The organism is Paenibacillus foliorum (assembly GCF_013141765.1).
GTDB classification, from domain to species: Bacteria; Bacillota; Bacilli; order Paenibacillales; family NBRC-103111; genus Paenibacillus_S; species Paenibacillus_S foliorum.
The window spans coordinates 100,405-119,396 of record NZ_WHOD01000097.1 but is presented as its reverse complement, the minus strand read 5'-3'; the positions used below and the strand labels follow the sequence as shown (position 1 = coordinate 119,396).

Here is an 18,992-nt window from a genome sequence, read left to right as displayed (position 1 = left end):
TCACCGGCTTAATTCTGCTGCTTAATGACACCTTTTTTCAAAATAATGTTGGCGTATTGCGCTCCCTCACCCGTAGCAACAACGGCATATGCCTTCTTAGCCCGCTCGTAAAATGCGAATCTCTCCACATATTCAAATGGTTCATCCAAAGAAGTATGGCTTTTCATAATATCTTGGTACCGCTTCCAAATAGGAGTTTCAACTGTATCCCCAGGAACCTTGTCCATTAGGACTGCTGTATGCTCCACGTAGGTGTCTAATGGAAATAATTGAAGAATTGCATCGAGCAATTCCGGAATTGGGTGCCCATCACAGCGAACTAGCCTCTGCGCGATACTTGCCGCCGGGAAGTTGGCGTCTGCTAGAACAATTTCATCTCCATGACCCATCTCCATCATAATTTTTAACAGTTCAGGTGAAATCAATTTTGAAATACCGATCAGCATTTACATTCCTTCCTCTCATGAAAAGAATTTATTCATACCTTAACTCTATTTTATCAACAAATAATAATTATAAAATAACCTATCTTTGCAAATTTGTACTCTTTTTTGATATCATCTAACCATAATATGTTTAAAAACTCCTAGGAGAATAAATATGAATCCCATTCGAAAACAATTCGATTCCAACAGCGCATTTCCATTTTCATTCGTCTACAGAGGCACCAAGAGTACACAAACTGAGCTTCCCGACCATATTCATGATTGGTACGAGCTTGTATACGTGTACCGTGGGACAGGAACCTTGTTTATCGATCAAACGATCTATGACATGCGGCAGGGAGATCTGTTTGCAATTCCCGGCAACACGATCCATCGAGCATTGCCAGATAAAGACGATCCGGTTACTTCAACGGCTATCTTTTTCAGCCCTATGCTGGTCCAGCATGCCTCCTTCGGGGACTCCTTCTCTTACCTTCATTGCTTCGAACAGCAGAAGAAACTAAAGAACTATAAATTCGAGCTTTTGCCTCAGCAGCAGCACGACCTTGAACTAAGTATGGAGCATATTCATAACGAAATACAAGCTTTAAATCTCGGATACAGGCAAGCCATTGTGCTCCAGCTTCAAACCATCCTGCTCCTCCTGAATCGACAAACCGGGCCGAATGGCGGTCAAGGTGCTATTGATTCATCAAGCGGGCCCAACTGGATGAGGGAGATTCTGCTTTATATCGATGACCATTTATTTAAAGATATCGGATTATCCACGGTTTCCCGCAAAGCATCCGTTACATCTGCACACTTCAGCCGTGTTTTTAAACAGACAATCGGCATGAATTTGACGGAGTACATTATGACCAAAAGAATCATAAGAGCCAAGGAGCTGCTTAACATAACCGACCACAACATCAGCCTTATCGCTGAAATGTGCGGCTTTGAAACGTTGCCCCATTTTCATCGCATGTTTAAAAAAGTTCTAGGCATAACACCAGCAGCGTACCGCAAATCAGCCAAGGGTATTTTGGAAAAAAACTAAGGCTGCCCTAAACCCATACACTGTTGTGTTGGGAGGGATCCGAATATGGGTTTTTGGCCTCAGATGAAACAGTACTGTGAAGTGCGTTTAGTGCATGTCTGTTTAGTACATACCTTTCAAGGGCACGTACGTTGTGTGCTTACAACTCTTCGTTGGTTTTCGCGACCAAGCTGCTTTTTAAGGATATCCCCCACCTCCTACTTCACTCCCACTTGCTAACGGAACGTCATTCCGCTAAATGCCATGCACTAGCGCGATTTCGTGAAACCACGGAACTACGATGCGTTATTTCGTCCCAACTCGGTTAAAATCCCTCATTTCAAGGAAATAAGGGATCCTAGTTCCCTTTCACTTGAATGATCACGTGTACATATCAAAATAAAGCATCCCAGTTCCCCGAACTGTCAATTTGATGGTCAATTGGCTGACCCAAGCTCCAGAATGATCGTTCAAGCATTGTGAGGTGTACATCTTACAAAAAATAACTTTTATATATTGACATGATATATATCGAACTGATATATTAACTAACGTAATGTTATAGAAAATATTGTAATTTTGGTTTTTCAGTCGAAAAACTAACAGGAGGTCATTTCATGAACAGTCAAGATGTTATTCTAGGAATGCTTATGGAGCGTTCGTTATCAGGATACGAAATCAAACAATTGTTTGAAGAGCTATTCTCTTACTTCTACAGCTCAAGCTACGGAACGATCTATCCCATGCTGCATCGGATGGAGAAAGAGGAGCTGTTAACCAAGGAAAATGTCCTTCAGGACGGTAAACCGAATAAAAACGTGTATACCATAACGGAGAACGGAAGAAAACAGTTCAGCTCCTATCTGGAAAGTCCTCTGGAAGCGGATAGCTTGAAATCGGATTTTTTGATGAGGCTTTATTTTGGCAAATTCGTGGGGTATGACAAAGTAATTGCCTGGTTGAAGCAGGTGCAGCAGCATACAGAAAAGCAGTTAGAGCTGTTAAGCGAAAAGTATTCACTCAATAAAGATCACATACATCCCACACAGACTATATGCATTCAAATAGGGATAAAGGAGTATAGCGCTAAATTGGAAATATTGCGTGAGGGATTAGAACTTATGGAACAATTAGAACAAGAAGCGAGGGGTTAGAATGGCCGGATCAGGTTCAAATAATAAGCTCATCATTCTTGCTATGGCACTTGGACTATTAATGTCATCCTTGGATAATACGATTGTTGCATCATGTATTAACAAATTAAGTGAGGATTTTAATGTTTTTGATAAAATAAGCTGGGTATTTACGGCCTATATGTTGGCAGCAACAAGCACGATGCTAGTGTTTGGCAAAATGTCCGATTTATTCGGCAGAAAGATGTTTTACATGATCGGAATCGGGATGTTTCTTATCGGTTCTGCATTATGCGGAGTTGCTCAGAATGTCGACCAGCTCATTTGGTTTCGCATCATTCAAGGCATTGGCTCTGGTGCTTTGTTCCCGATCAGCTTCACCATTATTTATACGATATTTAAGGATCCGAAGGATGCAGCCAAAATGTCAGGTGTATTCGGAGCGATCTTTGGTCTCTCTTCCGTTGCGGGGCCACAGCTGGGCAGTTTTATTGCTGAACATTTGGGATGGAGATGGAATTTCTATATCAATGTACCGATCGGCCTAGCCTCTATGATTGTTTTGATGATTGCTTTAAAGGAAACTCGTTCAGAGCGTAAACCGAAAATAGATTACTTGGGAACGCTCTTTCTAATCATTACAACCGTTTCTTTGATGCTTGCACTTGAGTGGGGAGGCAAGGATTACGCTTGGAGCTCATGGCAGGAAATTAGTTTATTCGCTACATCTGCTGTAATCGGGACTTTATTTATTCTGGTTGAACGGCGTGCAGCCGAGCCTGTACTCCCGCTAACCCTATTTAAGAATAAGATGGTATTGGGAACAAGTATTATTTGCTTCTGCCAAGGCGTGCTCATGTTCTCGGCGATTACTTATCTGCCCAGTTTTACGGTTGGGGTATTAGGTAATAGTAACTCTAATGGCGTATTGACGCCTATGATGGCTTCATTAATTGCTGGAGCTATTCTGTTCGGTTACTTACAGTCTAAATTCACCTTCCGTACGCTGATGCTTTTCAGTATGCTGATGACCATAGTTGTTGCATCGCTGCTGTCTGTTGTTAGCACTGATGCTTCCAGTGGTTATATGATTGCTCTTATGATTTTACTTGGCATTGGTGCAGTCGGGCCTTTAATGAGTGTTGCGCAAAGCGCTATTGCTGCCAATGTCGATCCCAAATATATGGGCGTCAGTTCATCCATCGTTGGCTTCTGGCGAAATATTGGCGGTATATTAGGAGCTTCTATTATGGCGACAATCGTAAATAATAACCTATATAGTTTAATAACCGAGGGTGCTGCTAAAGTCGGTATTCCCAACGATAAAATCAGCTTGTTAGCTAACCCTGAACTATTAATGCGAGCAGGAGGTACAATTGACCCACAAATCCGGAGGTTTCTTCAGGAGGCGTTAGGTACCGCCATTAACCACGGTTTTATACTCAGCATTTGTGTTGGAAGTATCGGCTTGATTACAGCGATGTTTGTAGGAGCAAGTAGATTGGACTCCACAAAAAGACAACAATCCAGCGCTTCGCATGTGTAAATTATCGTGAAAGCAAAAAAGACAGGGGATTTTTCCTTTATAGGAAAAGTTCCCTATCTTTTTTTATATTTCTGATCCGTCACTGTTCCATGGCTCCATCATTCATAATTAAATTGCCATCCGATTCCAAACTTATCTTTCAAGCTACCGTAGCATTTGCTCCAGAATGTTTCTTGAAGCTCCATCTCTACAGTACCGCCATCTTTTAGTTTATTATATAAAGATTTAATTTCATCCATGTCCTTAATAACAATCGAAAGGCTTATGTTGTTTCCTGCAATAAAAGGCATGCCTGGAAAAACGTCCGAGAACATGACATTGCTTCCAAGGATGTTAAGCCGTGCGTGCATAATTAAATTTTTGGCTTCCTCTGGAAGAGTAAAGTCCGGGTGAGGAGGCGTTTCTCCAAAAGTCATAATCTGCGGGTTTTTCACATCAAAAACCTGTGCGTAATACTCTACGGCTTCACGGCAATTTCCATTAAAATTCATATAAACATCAACAGCCATTTTCTTCACTCCTAGCATAATTTTTTTACAAAATGTGGACTATTTTCATATAGTAGCATTCAACTATACATAGTGAATTATACATCATAACAAGGATTTCTGGAAAATGTTCACTTTAAGAAGATGGACTATTTTGGTATTGTTTAAGAGCTGCTATGATACTCCTAAAAGTAAAAAGCTATCCTCTTATACTACGGGCACAAAAGGAGGCGAACATATGAAAGAAGGCTGGGAACGAACGGAACTCGCCCTATCTCTTGACCTTAACCAAATAAAAGAAATAATCCAACCCGCGTTTCCAGGTAAACGGGTCGTGACCGCAGAACGAATCGGCATCGGATTCAGTAACTCCAACTACAAAATCCATCTGGAAGGAAGCGCCGAACCCTACGTTGTTCGTTTGTTCAGTGGGGACGGGAATATTGCAGACAAAGAGCTTGCCATTACTCAACTCGTGCGCCAAACCGTACCTGTCGCTGACTTCCTATATGCCGATTCGAGCTGCAACACGTTCAATAAACCTTGGGCTGTGTTGGAGTGGAAGGACGGCCTCCTTTTGCGCGATATAGTTAGAACCGGATCCCCTCAAGTTGTCGCTTCAGCTGCGGCCTCAGTAGGCGGCATTCTTGCCAATATACACGCTTATACGTTCACTGAATCAGGTTTTTTCGGCAAGGATTTGAAGATCATCCAGCCATTCAGCATGGATAGTGGAACTTTCCTCGCATTCATCGAAGAAAGTCTCTTCCAGAACCAATGCGGTAAATGGCTGGGTGGGGAACTAATAGAAGCGTTATGGTCCTTCTGCCAAACAAACAGCTCATTATTGTCGGAAAACAGAGAAATGCCTGTCCTCGTCCATTCGGATTTCAACGGTTTAAATATATTGATGCAGCAGGGTCCAACACAATGCACAGTATCAGCTGTTCTCGATTGGGAATTCGCATTTTCCTGGAGCCGATATGCCGATATTGCCAATATGCTGCGGTATGAAGAGGACGGCTCAACATTTGAGAAGCATTTTATTCATGCTTATCAAGAGCAAGGATCGGTTCTAGCGGATAACTGGAAACTCCTTTCCAAGCTCGAAGACCTCGTCGCCCTGTGCGATATGCTGAACAATTCCACCCTTGATACCCCCAACCGGATACATGACCTTCAACGCTTGATCGCAAGAACCGTCCGTTCTTATTGATGAATGCTGTTTTGGTATTAAACACTAATGTGAATCCCCTTATGAGCAGCTATAGCTAAAAATCGGCGGGGCGGTCTAACAATAAACCTAAGCTTTTTCTACAAAAAGTTTAAGCAAGCCTATGGCACTTCCCCAGGTGAATACCGTAATTCTATTGATGCAAAGTAACCAACCTCTCTTACCTTTTAAAAAACTCATCAAACTGGGGTATCTGCCACAACACACTAAGAACCAACACTAATGTGCTGGTTCTTGTACTATCCATTTGTCTATCAAGACGAAGCTTTCACTTTGAATTTGACCATTCCGTAGCTTTTGTAAAAAACGATGGCTCCAACGATAATAGCGACCACAAACACAAGCAGTAAATTACTGTACAGATGAGCCTCTGTTTGCTGAACTAATGGATTAATAGGGAAATTCAATAGCTTTTCATCCAATACTCTGCCGACTAAAGCCGTCCCTACTGCTCCCGAAATGAAGCCAACCAGATTGAATAACCCCATCCCCACGCCCGTCTGATTCATTTCCAGCGTTAAAGACACACTGTTTGCCAATGCGGTTTGAATGAACGAGAATCCGATATACATAAGCACCAATGCTGCCGACATCAACCACGCGTTAAAACCGAGCAAAGAAGAAATCAACAGCAGACTGATCGTCAGCAGCAGAATTCCAATAGCCACTACAAAGTTATTGCCCCGCTTATCCGCCAAGCCTCCGCCAATCGGTCCGAACACAACAGCGCTGATAGCCCCTGGAAATAGAATCCAGCCAATAGCACTTGCGCTCATTCCTTTCAATCCGCTCAGCATTAACGGTATGATAAACATAATCCCCATTACGGTGCAAAATAAAATAAATCCAACAATCAAACCGCTGCGGAACAGCTTGTTTTTGAGCAAATCCGGTTCGATAAAAGGCTGATCGACTCTGCGGATGTGAAGGATGAACCAAGCAAGCAGCACCAAACTGGCGGTCAGGTAATACCAATGCGGTATGGTGAAGAATAGAATCAAAGAGGCAAGACCGAAGCCGATCAAGCAAGCCCCCGGTATATCTACCTTTCCGCTGCGAACCTCTTCATCAGGAAGCACCTTGCGAAAAAACGGTATCGATATAAGAGTAATCAGAGGTATCAGAAATAAAAAAGACCAATGATAAGCAGATGAAATAAAGCCTCCGATAACCGGACCTACCCCAACGGCGAAAGCCACGGCGGAATTCAAAATTCCGAATACTTTCCCCCGATCCTCTGCAGAAAAATACCGGGCAACTACAACCATAATTAACGCGGGAATCGCTGATGCGCCAGCCCCTTGTATAGCTCTAGCCATTATAACCATCGGATACCACGCCTGGCATAGAATACCTAGAATCGATCCGACATTGTAAACAACAATCCCAATGACAATCAGCCTCTTTAGGCTATAAATGTCAGATAGCTTACCATAAATAACGGAGCCTATTCCGAAGAAAATAATAAAAGTCGTCAATACCCAACTGACGCCCGATGGGGTCAGCCCATACTGCAAAGCAATGTTCGGCGTGGAAACGTTAAACACGGTCTCATTCAGAACAGCGAAAAATATGATAAATATAATCCACGGCGCCGTTTTGCGTAAATCAAGCGATGAATGGTTAGCGTTTGGTGAAGCATTTGAAGCATCCAGCATAAATTCACTCCTATTCCTATTTCATGTCTCTTATCTTTATATAGTTGCTACTTTATCATAACATGACATTGTCATCAGGCGTTATGGAAAGCTTTTTTTAGAATAAAACTGCCCACACATGCATAAGGTGTAGTACCAATTACTCAGGCTTGTGCCAACATAAGCTTTCAGTGTCAATTACCCTAACACAAGAACTCAGTCTTAGCTTACAACCCAGTTTGGATTCACACAAACCCAGTTCATGCTTACGAAGCCAGTTTTTGTTTTACAAAAACCTTTGGGAGGCGACCAAGATGGATATTTCTTTAATTTCTTTACACTGGGTTTATCTTTTGTTAATCGTAGTCATCATCGGATTCATGGTATTTCGCAAGGACACGACTATTTTGTGTATTCTAGGTATCTTTATTTTGGGTCTGCTGGCTACTGGATCCTTAAGTCACTCCGTCAGCGGTGTGTTTTCCAGCTTTATTTATGCTATTAAGGAACTTTTGGGGACGATATTGATTATCTCCATAATCGTATCGATGGGTAAGGTGCTGACACAGACCGGTATCAACGAAACGATGATTGCTCCTTTCGCCAAGTTGATCCGCACTCCTGCACTTGCCTATTGGATAATCGGAATTGTGATGATGATCACCTCATGGTTCTTCTGGCCTTCACCCGCGGTTGCACTTATAGGAGCTGTGCTGCTCCCGGTTGCCCTGCGGGTGGGTTTGCCTGCGCTAGGCGTTGCAGCGGCGATGAATCTGTTCGGGCACGGCATCGCGTTGTCCGGCGATTTCATCATTCAAGGCGCGCCGAAGCTAACGGCGGATGCGGCAGGTATACCCGTAGGCGATGTGCTGCAAGCGAGCATACCTTTGGTTATTGTCATGGGCGTCGTTACCACGGTAACAAGCTTCTGGCTGCTGCGGCGTGATATGAAAAGCGGCAAGCTGCAGATTGGCAGCTATGCGGACATGGAAACGGCCGCAACTGCTGATTCCTCTGCTGCGCAGGGCGAAGGCAGCTTGTCGCGAGCGAACCGCAGATTGTTCGCTCTGCTCATCCCTATCTTGTTCTTGGCCGATGTAGTCGCCATGTTCATGCTTAACCTGCAAGGCGGCGATGCAACAGCACTTGTTGGCGGCACAGCCTTATTGATTATGCTGCTTATCACGTTAATTGCCAATAAACAGAAGGGCTTGGAAAAAGCCACTGGCTATCTGGTCGAAGGCTTCCAATTCGGCTTTAAAATTTTTGGTCCTGTCATTCCTATTGCCGCGTTCTTCTATCTCGGCGACTCTGCCTTCATTGAAATTTTCGGCAAGGTGCTGCCGGCAAATTCCCATGGCTTAGTCAATGACCTAGGCTTTGCATTAGCCCAGACGGTGCCGGTCAACAAAGGGGTCGGAGCTGTTACGCTTACTGCCGTCGGTGCCATAACCGGTCTCGATGGCTCTGGATTCTCTGGCATTTCCTTAGCTGGATCCATCGCAAAGCTATTCTCCACCGCGATTGGCTCCGGAATCGCCACCTTGACCGCACTCGGTCAGATTGCCGCTATCTGGGTCGGCGGCGGAACACTGATCCCGTGGGCGCTCATCCCCGCTGCAGCCATCTGCGGTGTAGATCCGTTCGAACTGGCACGCCGCAACCTGAAGCCGGTAGTAATCGGCTTGGCTGTAACTACTGTTGTAGCTATGTTTCTTATCTGATCTATCTAGCTAGACCTATTGTAACAGCTAAATATGTCATCTACTGTCATGATTAAATGAATGTTTGGTAAATGAGGAAGGCTTATATTCGAAACCCTTTCGATGCAGGTTCGCTTCGCTGAAAACTAATAAATTCTGGCTGATATTACTAAGAAAGGACCGTCTGTTAGCTGGACGGTCCTTTCTTTCCTTCTTATGGAGGATGAATATGGAAAGGCCGCGTGACAAACAACAACCATTTTTTTGATTGCGCTACCCTATATGGGATTGCTCCCGCTCGCTTACGGAACGTCAGTTCGCTATTTTTCTTGCATCGCATCAAATTCATCATGTCACGGAAGTACGATGCTTTATTTCGTCTCAGAATAAAATAGCGTATCCCTGTTCCTCTACCTGCCCATTTGGAGCAAACTCTTATATTTTTTAAAGCAAAAAGGGCCGCTCTATGAAGGATGGGTATGTTTTTGGCGTAGTCTCTTTTTGAACCTCCTTGATGTTTGTTACGCCGATAAGCGCGTTGCTTCAACTTGCATTTCCGCACATCTTTGATTACCACTGTCCTTCCAATGATGCTCTTGTTGCGGCGTCAGCCAGACTAAAGTTAACTTAGCGGATCTTTTCTACAATTCATATTTTCCTACATGCATCACAATCATTTACCGCGGCTCAATATCGAAGGAGCGCACAACGCACATATTTTGTTTACAGCATATTTCTTTGTTATATCTCATGAGTAAAAATATTTAATCCCATTAGGGGCATTCGCCCATATGGGATGGGCATCTGTTACATATATTGTAGGCAAAAGCTGATAGGCAACTGACAAAAGGGAGATGTTATATCGTGGCTCAAAAACAATCGAATAAAAAAAATGAAAGCAATCAAAGAGGCCTTATGCCAGGCATGCCCGGATTTCCAGGTGGGCAACCTGGCGGTGGCCCTCAAGGTATGGGGCCTGGGCCTGGCGGCTTTCCACCGATGCCAGGCGCCGGAGGCCCAGGCTATCCGCCAGGAGGTCCTGGACCAGGTCCAGGAGGAGGGCAGGGGCTTGGAGCGCCGCAATCGCCGCCGCCGTCCTTCATCCCTCAGCAATCGCCTTCCCTTTATGCAGTGGATCCCGGCAGTATTCGTGGCTGTCTCTACCGTAACGTCTATATTTGGCAGGATAACGGTGACCAATATTGGATGTTTCTGACCCATGTAGGGAGAAATTCGATCTCGGGTTACCGCTGGTATGGCTACGGCTCTCAGGGCTTCTGGCTTTACTTTGGATTGGATCTTAGACGAATCAATCAATTTACTTGCTTTTAGATAAATAAAAAATAAGCATATCCTCCACTGAAACCCAGTGGGATATGCTTATTTTTTTATGGGTAGATTCCATTATTCGAACACAATTCGCAGATTTTTTTTCTTTCAGCATACTTTAAGCTTCCTTTCAGCTAGCTGTCATACTTTTGTCATGAACATATGAGATGATAAAAATAAATTTAGATCGACTAGAGAGAAGTGGAGAAAATCCCAATGGAGCAACGTTTGGCTATCCCCTATATTCAAGCTGCAAGAGGTATTGCCGTAGTGCTGGTTATGCTTTTCCATACGTCTCAATTGGCAACTAAGTATTACCCCATTAACTTTTTGGGCGTCAATAGTATGGATAGATCGGGCGGCTACGCATACTTTTTTGTGCTGACCGGATTTCTGATGGTAACGATTTATCGCCGACATTTCGGCAATATCCAAATGTGGAAAACGTTCATTATTAAGCGGCTTGTTCGCATTTATCCAATCTATTGGCTTGTCAATGCTGCTGTGATTCCCATTTATTTCCTCGCCCCTTCCTTCGGCAACGGCTACGAAACGAAGTCGCTGGAAATTGTGACCTCGCTTCTGCTGCTGCCTTACAGCCAAGTGCCTATTCTCGGGGTCGCATGGTCATTGGTTTATATTATGTTCTTCTACCTTATCTTCTCCCTTCTGTTCGTGTTGAGCAAAAAGACGATGTTAACGCTGTTTACTCTATGGCTGCTTATCGTCGGCTTACATAGTATGGGATGGATTAAGCTTGTAGACAGCGTTCTTATCCGCTTTCTGTTCGATGCGATGCATCTGGAGTTTGTTCTCGGCATGCTGATCGCGTATGCGGTGACCCGCTTGAAAGCAGGCAGCGGCTTGTGGCTTGCAGCCGGTATGCTCGTGTTCCCCGCGGTGTGGGTTGCCCGGTTTATGGACCCGGGATTCGGCTATTCTAACATGCTGTACACAGTTGGCTCATCACTTGTGCTTCTTGGCATCGGATCGTTACGGATTGCTGCTCCAACGTGGCTAAAGCCTCTACAATTTCTAGGCGATGCATCCTATTCCATCCTTCTGACTAGCCTTGCGTTTTTATCAATTTCACTCAAGCTTACGAAAGCCCTTCACCTTAGTAACTGGTTCGGTCCAACCTTAACTACATCTCTTTGCTTTGCGACCGCTCTTACGATGTGCTGTGTTTTTTATTATTACATAGAGAAACCGCTGATAAAGCGTTTGAAATCTATTACCGCAGCCAAAGGCACAGGTTCATTAGTTCAGCAACGAACAGAAGCAAGGTAATTAAGCTAGAGTTGACCTTGATTTGAATTGTACATAGCAAAAAGACGCATACCCAAAGCTGTCAAAAGCCTCGGGAACGCGTCTTTTATCATTTTCAGATCGGGCAAACATCAAATCAATTACAATAATAACGAAAGGCTCCATCTTAACGTCTAATCCATCTCATAGATCGATCCGGATTTGCTGGCGAACAGCTCCGCATACACCTTCTCCGCGTAAGCATCCGTCATTCCCGATATATAATCGGCAACCATTCTTTCCCAGCTCCACTTGCTCTTATGCTGCCTATAGCTCTCAATCCAATCCGGAGGAAGAATCAACCTGCCTGTTTCATACACCTTAAAGCTGTCCCATAATCGATGGATCATGATCTCGCTGCGCTTTTGCAGCCTCTGTACCCGAAAATCCTTGATCAAAGTAACCCATGCCAGCTTCTTCAAAATTTCCATCGTACGCAGCAGCTGTAAATCCTGTTCACCCTCTTCTACGAAGGTGACCTTCTTCCAGCCTTTTTTCGGATCATCAATAATGCCTACTCGGTTAGCGAACCGGCTTACCCACCGAGCTTTCATTTCCCTCCGCGTACGTGAGGCCTCTCGATTGCATTCCGCATAGATGGTCTCCCACTGTTCCAAATAATCGGCCAGTACCTGCCGGACCATCGCTTCCATGTCAACCTGCTCCCAGCCTACATCCACATTGCCTTGGTCGTCTACAATCTCTTGAATTAAATGCTCCACAAGTCTATTTTCCTCAAAAAAGCTGTGGTTCATCTGGATTTTCCCGGCGCGAATCCCATCTTCGATGTCGTGGGTGGAGTAAGCTATGTCATCGCATAAATCCATCAGTTGGGCTTCAAGCGTAGGGCAGCCCTTCGGCATTCCCCAAGCATCCCTAAGGTATTTGATCCCTTCCCACTCCATCGCGTACGTACCCTTGAGCCTGCCTTCTTCCTCTAAGGAATACGGGTATTTATTGATGCCGAGCAGCGATGCAGCGCTTAAATCCAACCCGCTCCCGCTTCCCGCACGCTTCTCAAGAAACATTAGGATGCGGAAATTTTGAGCATTCCCCTCGTAAGCAAGACCATGCTCCTCGGACAATAGCTTGTTGAGCACTTCCTCTCCCTTATGACCAAACGGAGGATGCCCCAGGTCATGTGCCAAGGATGCTACTTCCACAACTGCTGGGTCAAGCATAAGCCCAGGATGCTCCCTGCGCGCCAGGAAGGGATAGGTCTTTTCCATCCGCCGCGCAACCTCTCGGGCAATCTGCGATACTTCCAGTGAATGGGTCAATCGTGTCCGATAGTAATCGCCTGAACCTGCACCAAACACCTGCGATTTACCCTGTAAGCGGCGAAAAGCCGGAGATTGAATAAGCCGGGCATAGTCCTTTTCGTATTCGTCACGTTCCTCGCTAGAATTTGTATTTGTTGTATCGAATAGCCGTATTTTTCGCAAATCCATAATAAATCCCCATCTCTTTCGCTCCGCCGAGGTTTTTTATCTACCTATATGATATGAAAAAACAGCGTCCATAAGGATCACCGTTGAAGTTCGATCGCCACCTAGCAGCGCCCATACATCATTTTCTTTTCCGTTCATTTACCACATATTGTCGAACATTATTGTATCATTGCAGCGCAACGGTTTGCAAAGCCCCTCCAGTATTTTCATAACTTCCTATCTCTGAAAATCTGAAATTCCATACATTATATGCTATTCTAGAAGAAAAGCTTCTGATTGATACTCTTTGATGGAGATTTGACGGAACCTGGGTTCGCTATTCCACTAAAATCGGTCATATCGATGGGTTGGCGGAACTACGATGCGCTATTTGGTCTCGATGCCTGTCTATAAGGAGCTTTTCATGAAAATAAGTGATCGTCGTTCCGCTAAACTGGAATAATAACTTAACCATTAGCAGATTGGTTGCTCCGAAGCACCATACAAGCTCATGCTATATACCATTTGTAAAAAGGAGACCTGTATCATTATGGATGCTTGTCCTTTCTGCCCGCCTATTAAAACGGAAGAACTAATTATGGAAAGTGAATACTGTTTATTTATAGCCAACACAGACGACACACTTGCCGGATCCGGCATGATCGTGCCCAAACAACACCGCGAGACCGTGTTCGATCTAACACCGGAAGAATTTAACGACACGCACTTTCTTCTATTACGCGCCAAAGCATGGATGGATGATATAATGAAGCCGGATGGCTTTACCGTAGGTTGGAATTGCTATCCCGTTGGTGGACAAACCGTTCCTCATGCCCATCTCCATGTCATACCCAGATTTCAAGACGAGCCGCTTGCAGGCAAGGGTCTAAGGCATCATCTCAAACAGAAGAACAATCAGAGAACATCACAGCGAATTTAGATTAGCCCCTTCCACTCGAAACATAGAAGGAATGTAGATTGAGCCCCCATAGCTGCTTAACATGCTAAAACCTAACTAATATATCAAATAACAGGAGAGCTGTACTATGAAATTCAGACCATGTATCGATTTGCACCAAGGCAAGGTTAAACAAATTGTAGGCGAATCGCTAAATGTAGATAATGATAAAGAAGTAATCGAGAACTTCGTATCGGAAAAAGAGCCCTCCTATTACGCTGACATGTTCCAGCGGGACCATTTGCTGGGCGGGCATGTCATTATGCTGGGTGGCGGAAACGAAGAGGCTGCTCATCAGGCTCTTCAGGCTTACCCGAGCGGTCTGCACATCGGTGGAGGTATCACGGCTGAGAACGCAGCTTCTTACCTGAAAAAGGGAGCCTCCCACGTCATCGTGACTTCTTATATTTTCCGTGATGGTGAGCTTAACACAGCTAACCTGGACAAAATTGTGGCCGAGGTTGGAGCCGACAGGTTGGTCATCGATCTGAGCTGTAAGGAGCATAACGGAAAATGGGTCGTTGCTACCAATCAGTGGAAAACGATCAGCAATTTCGAAGTCACCGCCGAGAGCTTGCGTTATTTGGAAGCTTACTGCGATGAATTCCTTGTACATGCCGTCGATGTTGAAGGCAAACGTGCCGGTATTCAAGAAAGCCTGGTCAAGCATTTGGCCCAATCGGTTACTATCCCAACAACCTATGCAGGCGGAGCCAGATCGATAGCAGACCTTGAGCTGTTTCACAAGCTCACCGAAGGAAAGCTGGATATTACGATAGGCAGCGCCTTGGATATTTTTGGGGGAAGCCTTCCGTACAAGGACGTCATAGCGTATTGCAGCAAGCTGTAGCTATACAAATATTTATCCCCAAAAAGCTGGTAGGTACTGCAAGTGAAGGAACAGGCTCAAATCAGTTTGCCCTTTGCCCTGAAGAATTTTAACGGAACGGAAAATGCCTTTATTTCATCTAAAGCCTTCAATTTAAGGTAATAGCGGAAGTCGAACTTCCGCTATTGGGGGCGAATGGGAGCTCTATACTTAAAAACAGAGAAATAACGGAACTACCTGTTCCGTTATTTCTCTGTTTTTTGCAGTTTCCAGGCAATAAGGGAACAAGTACTTCCGCTATCGTCCCATACCATACATCCATGGATGCAGCATGGCTGTTTATCAGCACAACCGATGTCCTCTCCCGAAACATATTTTCAAGTTCGAATACGTTAGTTAGCAGGTACAGGTAGTGCTTTTAATTATATAAGTAGAGCGCGAAAGCGAACTGGTGTTTATAAAAAATGTTCTGTAATTCCGATCCGATCCCATAATCACAAATAGGTTTTTCTGAACTTTTGCGGGGGGAGTCCGAAGAAATGCTTGAATAACGTACAGAAGTAACGCTCATTCTGAATTCCGACCAGCTTGCTCAGCTGCAGATTGGAATAATCCCTCTCCTTGAGCAAAGCAACGGCCTTCTCTATCTTGCGGCGATTCACGTAATCTACGAAGTTCTCGTTCTCGACCTTCTTGAATAAAGTGCTGAAATAGGACGGAACCAGACTCACATATTCGGCAACCTCATCAAGGGTGAGCCTCAATGCGATATTCTCTTCAATGTATTGCTTTGCCTTAGAAATCTCCGATCGAGCCGGTGCTTGCCTTTGCGATAAACACTCGTCCATGTACCCCATGACTTTTTTCCATTGCTCATTGAACTTCATCCTATCCTCAGGTACAACAAGCAACGGTTCCGGAACCAGCTTCCAGACGGATACCTTTTGTTGAATAAGGCTCATAAAATGATTAATCAGCCCTGTCATTTTCTGATGGGGAACCCGGTGCTCAAGGGCATGAAAGGCTATTCGGCTTAAAATCCCCTTCAGTTCTTCGGACTTTGTTTCCGGGGCGAGCCTGCGGATGATTTCCTGAAACCATTCTTTGATCTGTGCTTCGCCATCACCCGGTTTAACCATCGAATGGAGGCCATTCACAAAAACCTGTCCTTCCCCTGTGAAATAATAAGCATCCTGCAGCTGTGTCAGTGCTTGCCGGTACGCTGAGGGCATTGTGTCCCAGCCTTGGTACTTAAAGCTAAAGCTTACATGTACGACCTGCTTCATATACTTTTGAATATTTTCGATAAGCTCGCGGCCCAGCTCCATACATTGCGTATTTAATCGAGAGTTGCTCTCCATAAACGGCAAGGTTACTATGCCCATGATGAGATTATCCTTCACCTCGCACACAAATCCGCTTCCTTTAGAACTCAGCGTTTCTTCTGCCACATTCAGCATGCCATATCGGATCACGCTCTGGTCCACTTGATCATACTGCTTTTTGAAACCGACATAATCATCCAATTCTATAAGAACACAGCAATATTCATTTAAATTAGGAGCTATCTTCAAATCATCGCAATGCCGCAACAATTGGTTCGGCTGCAGGTCACCCTGCAGCAGCTCCGTAATAATCTGCCTGCGGAACCGGTACATATTTTCCAGACGAGATGTATTCAGCTTCCGAAGCTCAGCTTCTTTAACTTCAATTTCGTGAAGCGTCTGGGCTGCGCGATCCAAGGCTTGAAAAATATCATCCTCAGAAAGCGGAACCTTAACAATATAATCCTTAACATTCATTCGTATGGCTTGCTTGGCATAATCAAAATCGGAATAAGCCGTTAAAATAATAAATATAGTGCCGGGAAGCTTACCCTTGAGCGTTTCAATCATCTCTATACCATTCATCCCTGGCATAACAATATCGGTCAGAATAATATCCGGTTTCAGCTGCATGGCCCAATCTATCGCTTCCTTACCGGAATACGCTTTTCCAACCAGCTCATAACGATCGGTGTGGAACTCGAAAAACTGCTCCAGGCTGCGAATAATAAGATCCTCGTCATCCACAATCAAGCATCGGTATTTCTTCACCCTTCATCCCTCCCGTCTGGTTTAGCCCAAGGAAATTTAGCTGTAACGCAAGTTCCGCTATCCGGCTCGCTGCTAATCTCCAACCCATAGCTCTCACCATAGTTCAGTTGTATTCTTTGATGAATATTGATTAAGCCGATACGTTTGCGATTATTCGGTTTGGCAGGACGTCCAGGCTGTAGTACCAGCTCTAGCTGCTTATTAGTCATACCAGCTCCAAAGTCTCGTACCTCTACCATAACGTGGTCAGTGACACGTGAAGCTTTAATAATAATTTGACCTGGAACCCTACCTCCACTATACCCGTGGAACATACTGTTCTCGACTATAGGCTGCAGCAGCATGCGGAATAATGGAAAGTCGTACAACTCTTCTTCAATTTGCTCCACGATCTCAAACTGGCTGCTGTAGCGAATGTTTTGGATAAAAATATAATCACGGACATTCATCAACTCATCGCGCAGCGTTACCTTCTCTGCTACGTCTCCGATGCCATATTCCAATATTTTGATCAAAGAGCGGATGATCGGGTCCACTTGATCATGCATACCCAATCTAACGACGTTACCAATGGAGCCTAGCGTGTTATAAAGGAAATGAGGATTGATTTGCGATTGAAGCACCTGAATTTCCAGCTCCCTCTTCAGCTCCTTGTTGCTCCGCAAGCTTTCCAATAATTCATTAATTTGCTTAATCATCAGATCAAAGGTCCGCGACAGCTCTCCGAATTCGTCTTTACGATCCATAATAATCGGAATATCAAGGAAGCCCTGCTTAACCAGCTTCATCTTCGTCATTAAATTACCAAGCGGTTTACGGATAAACCTCGTTATTAAGCCAGCTACTATAGCGCTAAGCAGCAGCCCTATAGCCAGCATTCCGAAATAATACGGCTCAATATGCTGCAAAGAACGCTTGGTTAAGGAGTCATTGTACAACGAAATAATAGTCCAATTAAAATGAGAGGCCGGATATTTACGGGCCGTCCAGTTCTGATTCTTGGCCGATTTGAACTGTATCACATTGCCACTATGACTAAGAAGCTCTTTGGATGACATATCACCCAATTCAAAGGTATGGTCATCTAGATTCAATTTTCCTGCGTCGCCTAAGCTCCCAGCAATCATGTTTCCTCGCTCATCCATGATTAAGATGCTGACCAGATCGTCGCGGTTAATTTGCAGCAGTGTTTTTTCCATCGCCTGAAGGTCCATGTCTAAGGCAGCTACAGCAGGAGGCTGTGAACCATGTAAATAACGGGTTAGCGTAACAGTCCAGCCAGACTGCTTCGATCGATACGGTAGACTCACCAAGGTTCCTACTTTATTAGCTGCGGCCTGCTCAAGAAAGGATCTTCTCTCCATATTCGGATTATCGAACGCAGGTGAGAGCGGGCTGCCTCCGACACTGCTGGTATCTTCTTTTATAATGTAGACATTCGTTATGGAATTAAAATTCAAATTGTACAGCTGCTGAAGCTGCGGTTTCATCGATTCAACGTTATCCATTTCGGGAGCATAGGAAGAATCAACAGCTGATAATATCGTTTGAAGGGACGAAAAGCTGAGCGTAACATATTGATCAACTTTAGAAAGAATTTGGCTGATAAAAAAGTCATTATTCGCCCGTACCTCATTCTGAATAAATCGGTAAGAAAGCTGGCTGACCAAGGTCACCGTTCCGAACATAAACAAGAAGCACAGCGTAAACAATTTAAAAGGCAGGCTGCTGAAGCGAAAGCTCATCTCGGATCCCCCTGGGCTTTTCTTTAATAATAAAATATTCTATTCTGAGCCCCTTCAATGAAGATACATTCATGTCTTCGCGGCAGCTTTTCTTG

15 protein-coding genes are annotated in these 18,992 nt (G+C 44.5%); 9 read left to right on the top strand and 6 right to left on the bottom strand.

Going from position 1 to position 18,992, the window contains the following annotated elements; translation table 11 throughout:
* Positions 1 to 8 precede the first annotated feature (8 nt).
* Positions 9 to 446: an L-fucose mutarotase gene (gene fucU, locus GC093_RS25070; RefSeq protein ID WP_171654650.1), complete on the bottom strand. Its 438-nt coding sequence runs from the start codon at positions 444 to 446 to the stop codon at positions 9 to 11.
* Positions 447 to 600: 154 nt separating this feature from the next.
* On the opposite strand from fucU, the gene GC093_RS25065 reads away from it, so the two are divergent.
* The 3 genes from GC093_RS25065 to GC093_RS25055 all read left to right on the top strand — a co-directional run bounded on the left by GC093_RS25065 (position 601) and on the right by GC093_RS25055 (position 4,140).
* Positions 601 to 1,482 carry an AraC family transcriptional regulator gene (locus GC093_RS25065; RefSeq protein WP_171654649.1) on the top strand — a complete coding sequence of 294 codons (882 nt, stop codon included), beginning with the start codon at positions 601 to 603 and terminating at the stop codon, positions 1,480 to 1,482.
* A gap of 596 nt (positions 1,483 to 2,078) precedes the next feature.
* A complete protein-coding gene (locus GC093_RS25060; RefSeq protein WP_171654648.1) occupies positions 2,079 to 2,615 on the top strand; it encodes a PadR family transcriptional regulator in 537 nt (178 codons plus the stop codon).
* Between the two features lies 1 nt (position 2,616).
* The gene (locus GC093_RS25055; protein WP_171654647.1) at positions 2,617 to 4,140 is read left to right on the top strand and encodes a DHA2 family efflux MFS transporter permease subunit; all 1,524 of its coding nucleotides are present in this window, start codon (positions 2,617 to 2,619) and stop codon (positions 4,138 to 4,140) included.
* A 98-nt stretch (positions 4,141 to 4,238) separates the two neighbouring features.
* Here GC093_RS25055 and GC093_RS25050 read toward each other — a convergent pair whose 3' ends face one another.
* Positions 4,239 to 4,649, bottom strand: coding sequence for a VOC family protein (locus GC093_RS25050; protein WP_171654646.1), 411 nt, complete (start codon positions 4,647 to 4,649; stop codon positions 4,239 to 4,241).
* 217 nt (positions 4,650 to 4,866) lie between these two features.
* Between GC093_RS25050 and GC093_RS25045 the strand changes: the two genes are divergently transcribed.
* Positions 4,867 to 5,844: a phosphotransferase family protein gene (locus GC093_RS25045; RefSeq protein WP_171654645.1), complete on the top strand. Its 978-nt coding sequence runs from the start codon at positions 4,867 to 4,869 to the stop codon at positions 5,842 to 5,844.
* 272 nt (positions 5,845 to 6,116) lie between these two features.
* Here the strand turns inward: GC093_RS25045 and GC093_RS25040 are convergent, their stop codons facing one another.
* Positions 6,117 to 7,520 (bottom strand): MFS transporter, encoded by a 1,404-nt coding sequence (locus tag GC093_RS25040; RefSeq protein ID WP_171654644.1) that lies wholly within the window; start codon positions 7,518 to 7,520, stop codon positions 6,117 to 6,119.
* Positions 7,521 to 7,813: 293 nt separating this feature from the next.
* On the opposite strand from GC093_RS25040, the gene GC093_RS25035 reads away from it, so the two are divergent.
* From GC093_RS25035 to GC093_RS25025, 3 genes are all read left to right on the top strand, one after another.
* The gene (locus GC093_RS25035) at positions 7,814 to 9,223 is read left to right on the top strand and encodes a hypothetical protein (protein ID WP_171654643.1); all 1,410 of its coding nucleotides are present in this window, start codon (positions 7,814 to 7,816) and stop codon (positions 9,221 to 9,223) included.
* Between the two features lie 843 nt (positions 9,224 to 10,066).
* The gene (locus GC093_RS25030) at positions 10,067 to 10,534 is read left to right on the top strand and encodes a hypothetical protein (protein ID WP_312886606.1); all 468 of its coding nucleotides are present in this window, start codon (positions 10,067 to 10,069) and stop codon (positions 10,532 to 10,534) included.
* Positions 10,535 to 10,747: 213 nt separating this feature from the next.
* Positions 10,748 to 11,821 (top strand): acyltransferase family protein, encoded by a 1,074-nt coding sequence (locus tag GC093_RS25025; protein WP_171654642.1) that lies wholly within the window; start codon positions 10,748 to 10,750, stop codon positions 11,819 to 11,821.
* Between the two features lie 152 nt (positions 11,822 to 11,973).
* Here the strand turns inward: GC093_RS25025 and GC093_RS25020 are convergent, their stop codons facing one another.
* Complete coding sequence (locus tag GC093_RS25020) at positions 11,974 to 13,290, bottom strand: deoxyguanosinetriphosphate triphosphohydrolase family protein (RefSeq protein WP_171654641.1); 1,317 nt, start codon at positions 13,288 to 13,290, stop codon at positions 11,974 to 11,976.
* 529 nt (positions 13,291 to 13,819) lie between these two features.
* On the opposite strand from GC093_RS25020, the gene GC093_RS25015 reads away from it, so the two are divergent.
* Together GC093_RS25015 and hisA are read left to right on the top strand one after the other, a co-directional pair.
* Positions 13,820 to 14,209, top strand: coding sequence for an HIT family protein (locus tag GC093_RS25015; RefSeq protein ID WP_171654640.1), 390 nt, complete (start codon positions 13,820 to 13,822; stop codon positions 14,207 to 14,209).
* Positions 14,210 to 14,315: 106 nt separating this feature from the next.
* Positions 14,316 to 15,077: a phosphoribosylformimino-5-aminoimidazole carboxamide ribotide isomerase gene (gene hisA, locus GC093_RS25010; RefSeq protein WP_171654639.1), complete on the top strand. Its 762-nt coding sequence runs from the start codon at positions 14,316 to 14,318 to the stop codon at positions 15,075 to 15,077.
* A gap of 473 nt (positions 15,078 to 15,550) precedes the next feature.
* On the opposite strand, the gene GC093_RS25005 is transcribed toward hisA, so the two are convergent.
* Positions 15,551 to 17,152: a response regulator transcription factor gene (locus GC093_RS25005; protein ID WP_171654638.1), complete on the bottom strand. Its 1,602-nt coding sequence runs from the start codon at positions 17,150 to 17,152 to the stop codon at positions 15,551 to 15,553.
* A complete protein-coding gene (locus tag GC093_RS25000) occupies positions 17,149 to 18,897 on the bottom strand; it encodes a cache domain-containing sensor histidine kinase (RefSeq protein WP_171654637.1) in 1,749 nt (582 codons plus the stop codon). Before GC093_RS25000 ends, GC093_RS25005 begins: the two co-directional genes overlap by 4 nt.
* Positions 18,898 to 18,992: the final 95 nt, after the last annotated feature.

Bases quoted from the DNA above. Each gene is read 5' to 3' on its own strand.
- fucU (WP_171654650.1), bottom strand. From the start codon at position 446: ATGCTGATCGGTATTTCAAAATTGATTTCACCTGAACTGTTAAAAATT.
- GC093_RS25065 (WP_171654649.1), top strand. From the start codon at position 601: ATGAATCCCATTCGAAAACAATTCGATTCCAACAGCGCATTTCCATTT.
- GC093_RS25060 (WP_171654648.1), top strand. From the start codon at position 2,079: ATGAACAGTCAAGATGTTATTCTAGGAATGCTTATGGAGCGTTCGTTA.
- GC093_RS25055 (WP_171654647.1), top strand. From the start codon at position 2,617: ATGGCCGGATCAGGTTCAAATAATAAGCTCATCATTCTTGCTATGGCA.
- GC093_RS25050 (WP_171654646.1), bottom strand. From the start codon at position 4,649: ATGGCTGTTGATGTTTATATGAATTTTAATGGAAATTGCCGTGAAGCC.
- GC093_RS25045 (WP_171654645.1), top strand. From the start codon at position 4,867: ATGAAAGAAGGCTGGGAACGAACGGAACTCGCCCTATCTCTTGACCTT.
- GC093_RS25040 (WP_171654644.1), bottom strand. From the start codon at position 7,520: ATGCTGGATGCTTCAAATGCTTCACCAAACGCTAACCATTCATCGCTT.
- GC093_RS25035 (WP_171654643.1), top strand. From the start codon at position 7,814: ATGGATATTTCTTTAATTTCTTTACACTGGGTTTATCTTTTGTTAATC.
- GC093_RS25025 (WP_171654642.1), top strand. From the start codon at position 10,748: ATGGAGCAACGTTTGGCTATCCCCTATATTCAAGCTGCAAGAGGTATT.
- GC093_RS25020 (WP_171654641.1), bottom strand. From the start codon at position 13,290: ATGGATTTGCGAAAAATACGGCTATTCGATACAACAAATACAAATTCT.
- GC093_RS25015 (WP_171654640.1), top strand. From the start codon at position 13,820: ATGGATGCTTGTCCTTTCTGCCCGCCTATTAAAACGGAAGAACTAATT.
- hisA (WP_171654639.1), top strand. From the start codon at position 14,316: ATGAAATTCAGACCATGTATCGATTTGCACCAAGGCAAGGTTAAACAA.
- GC093_RS25000 (WP_171654637.1), bottom strand. From the start codon at position 18,897: ATGAGCTTTCGCTTCAGCAGCCTGCCTTTTAAATTGTTTACGCTGTGC.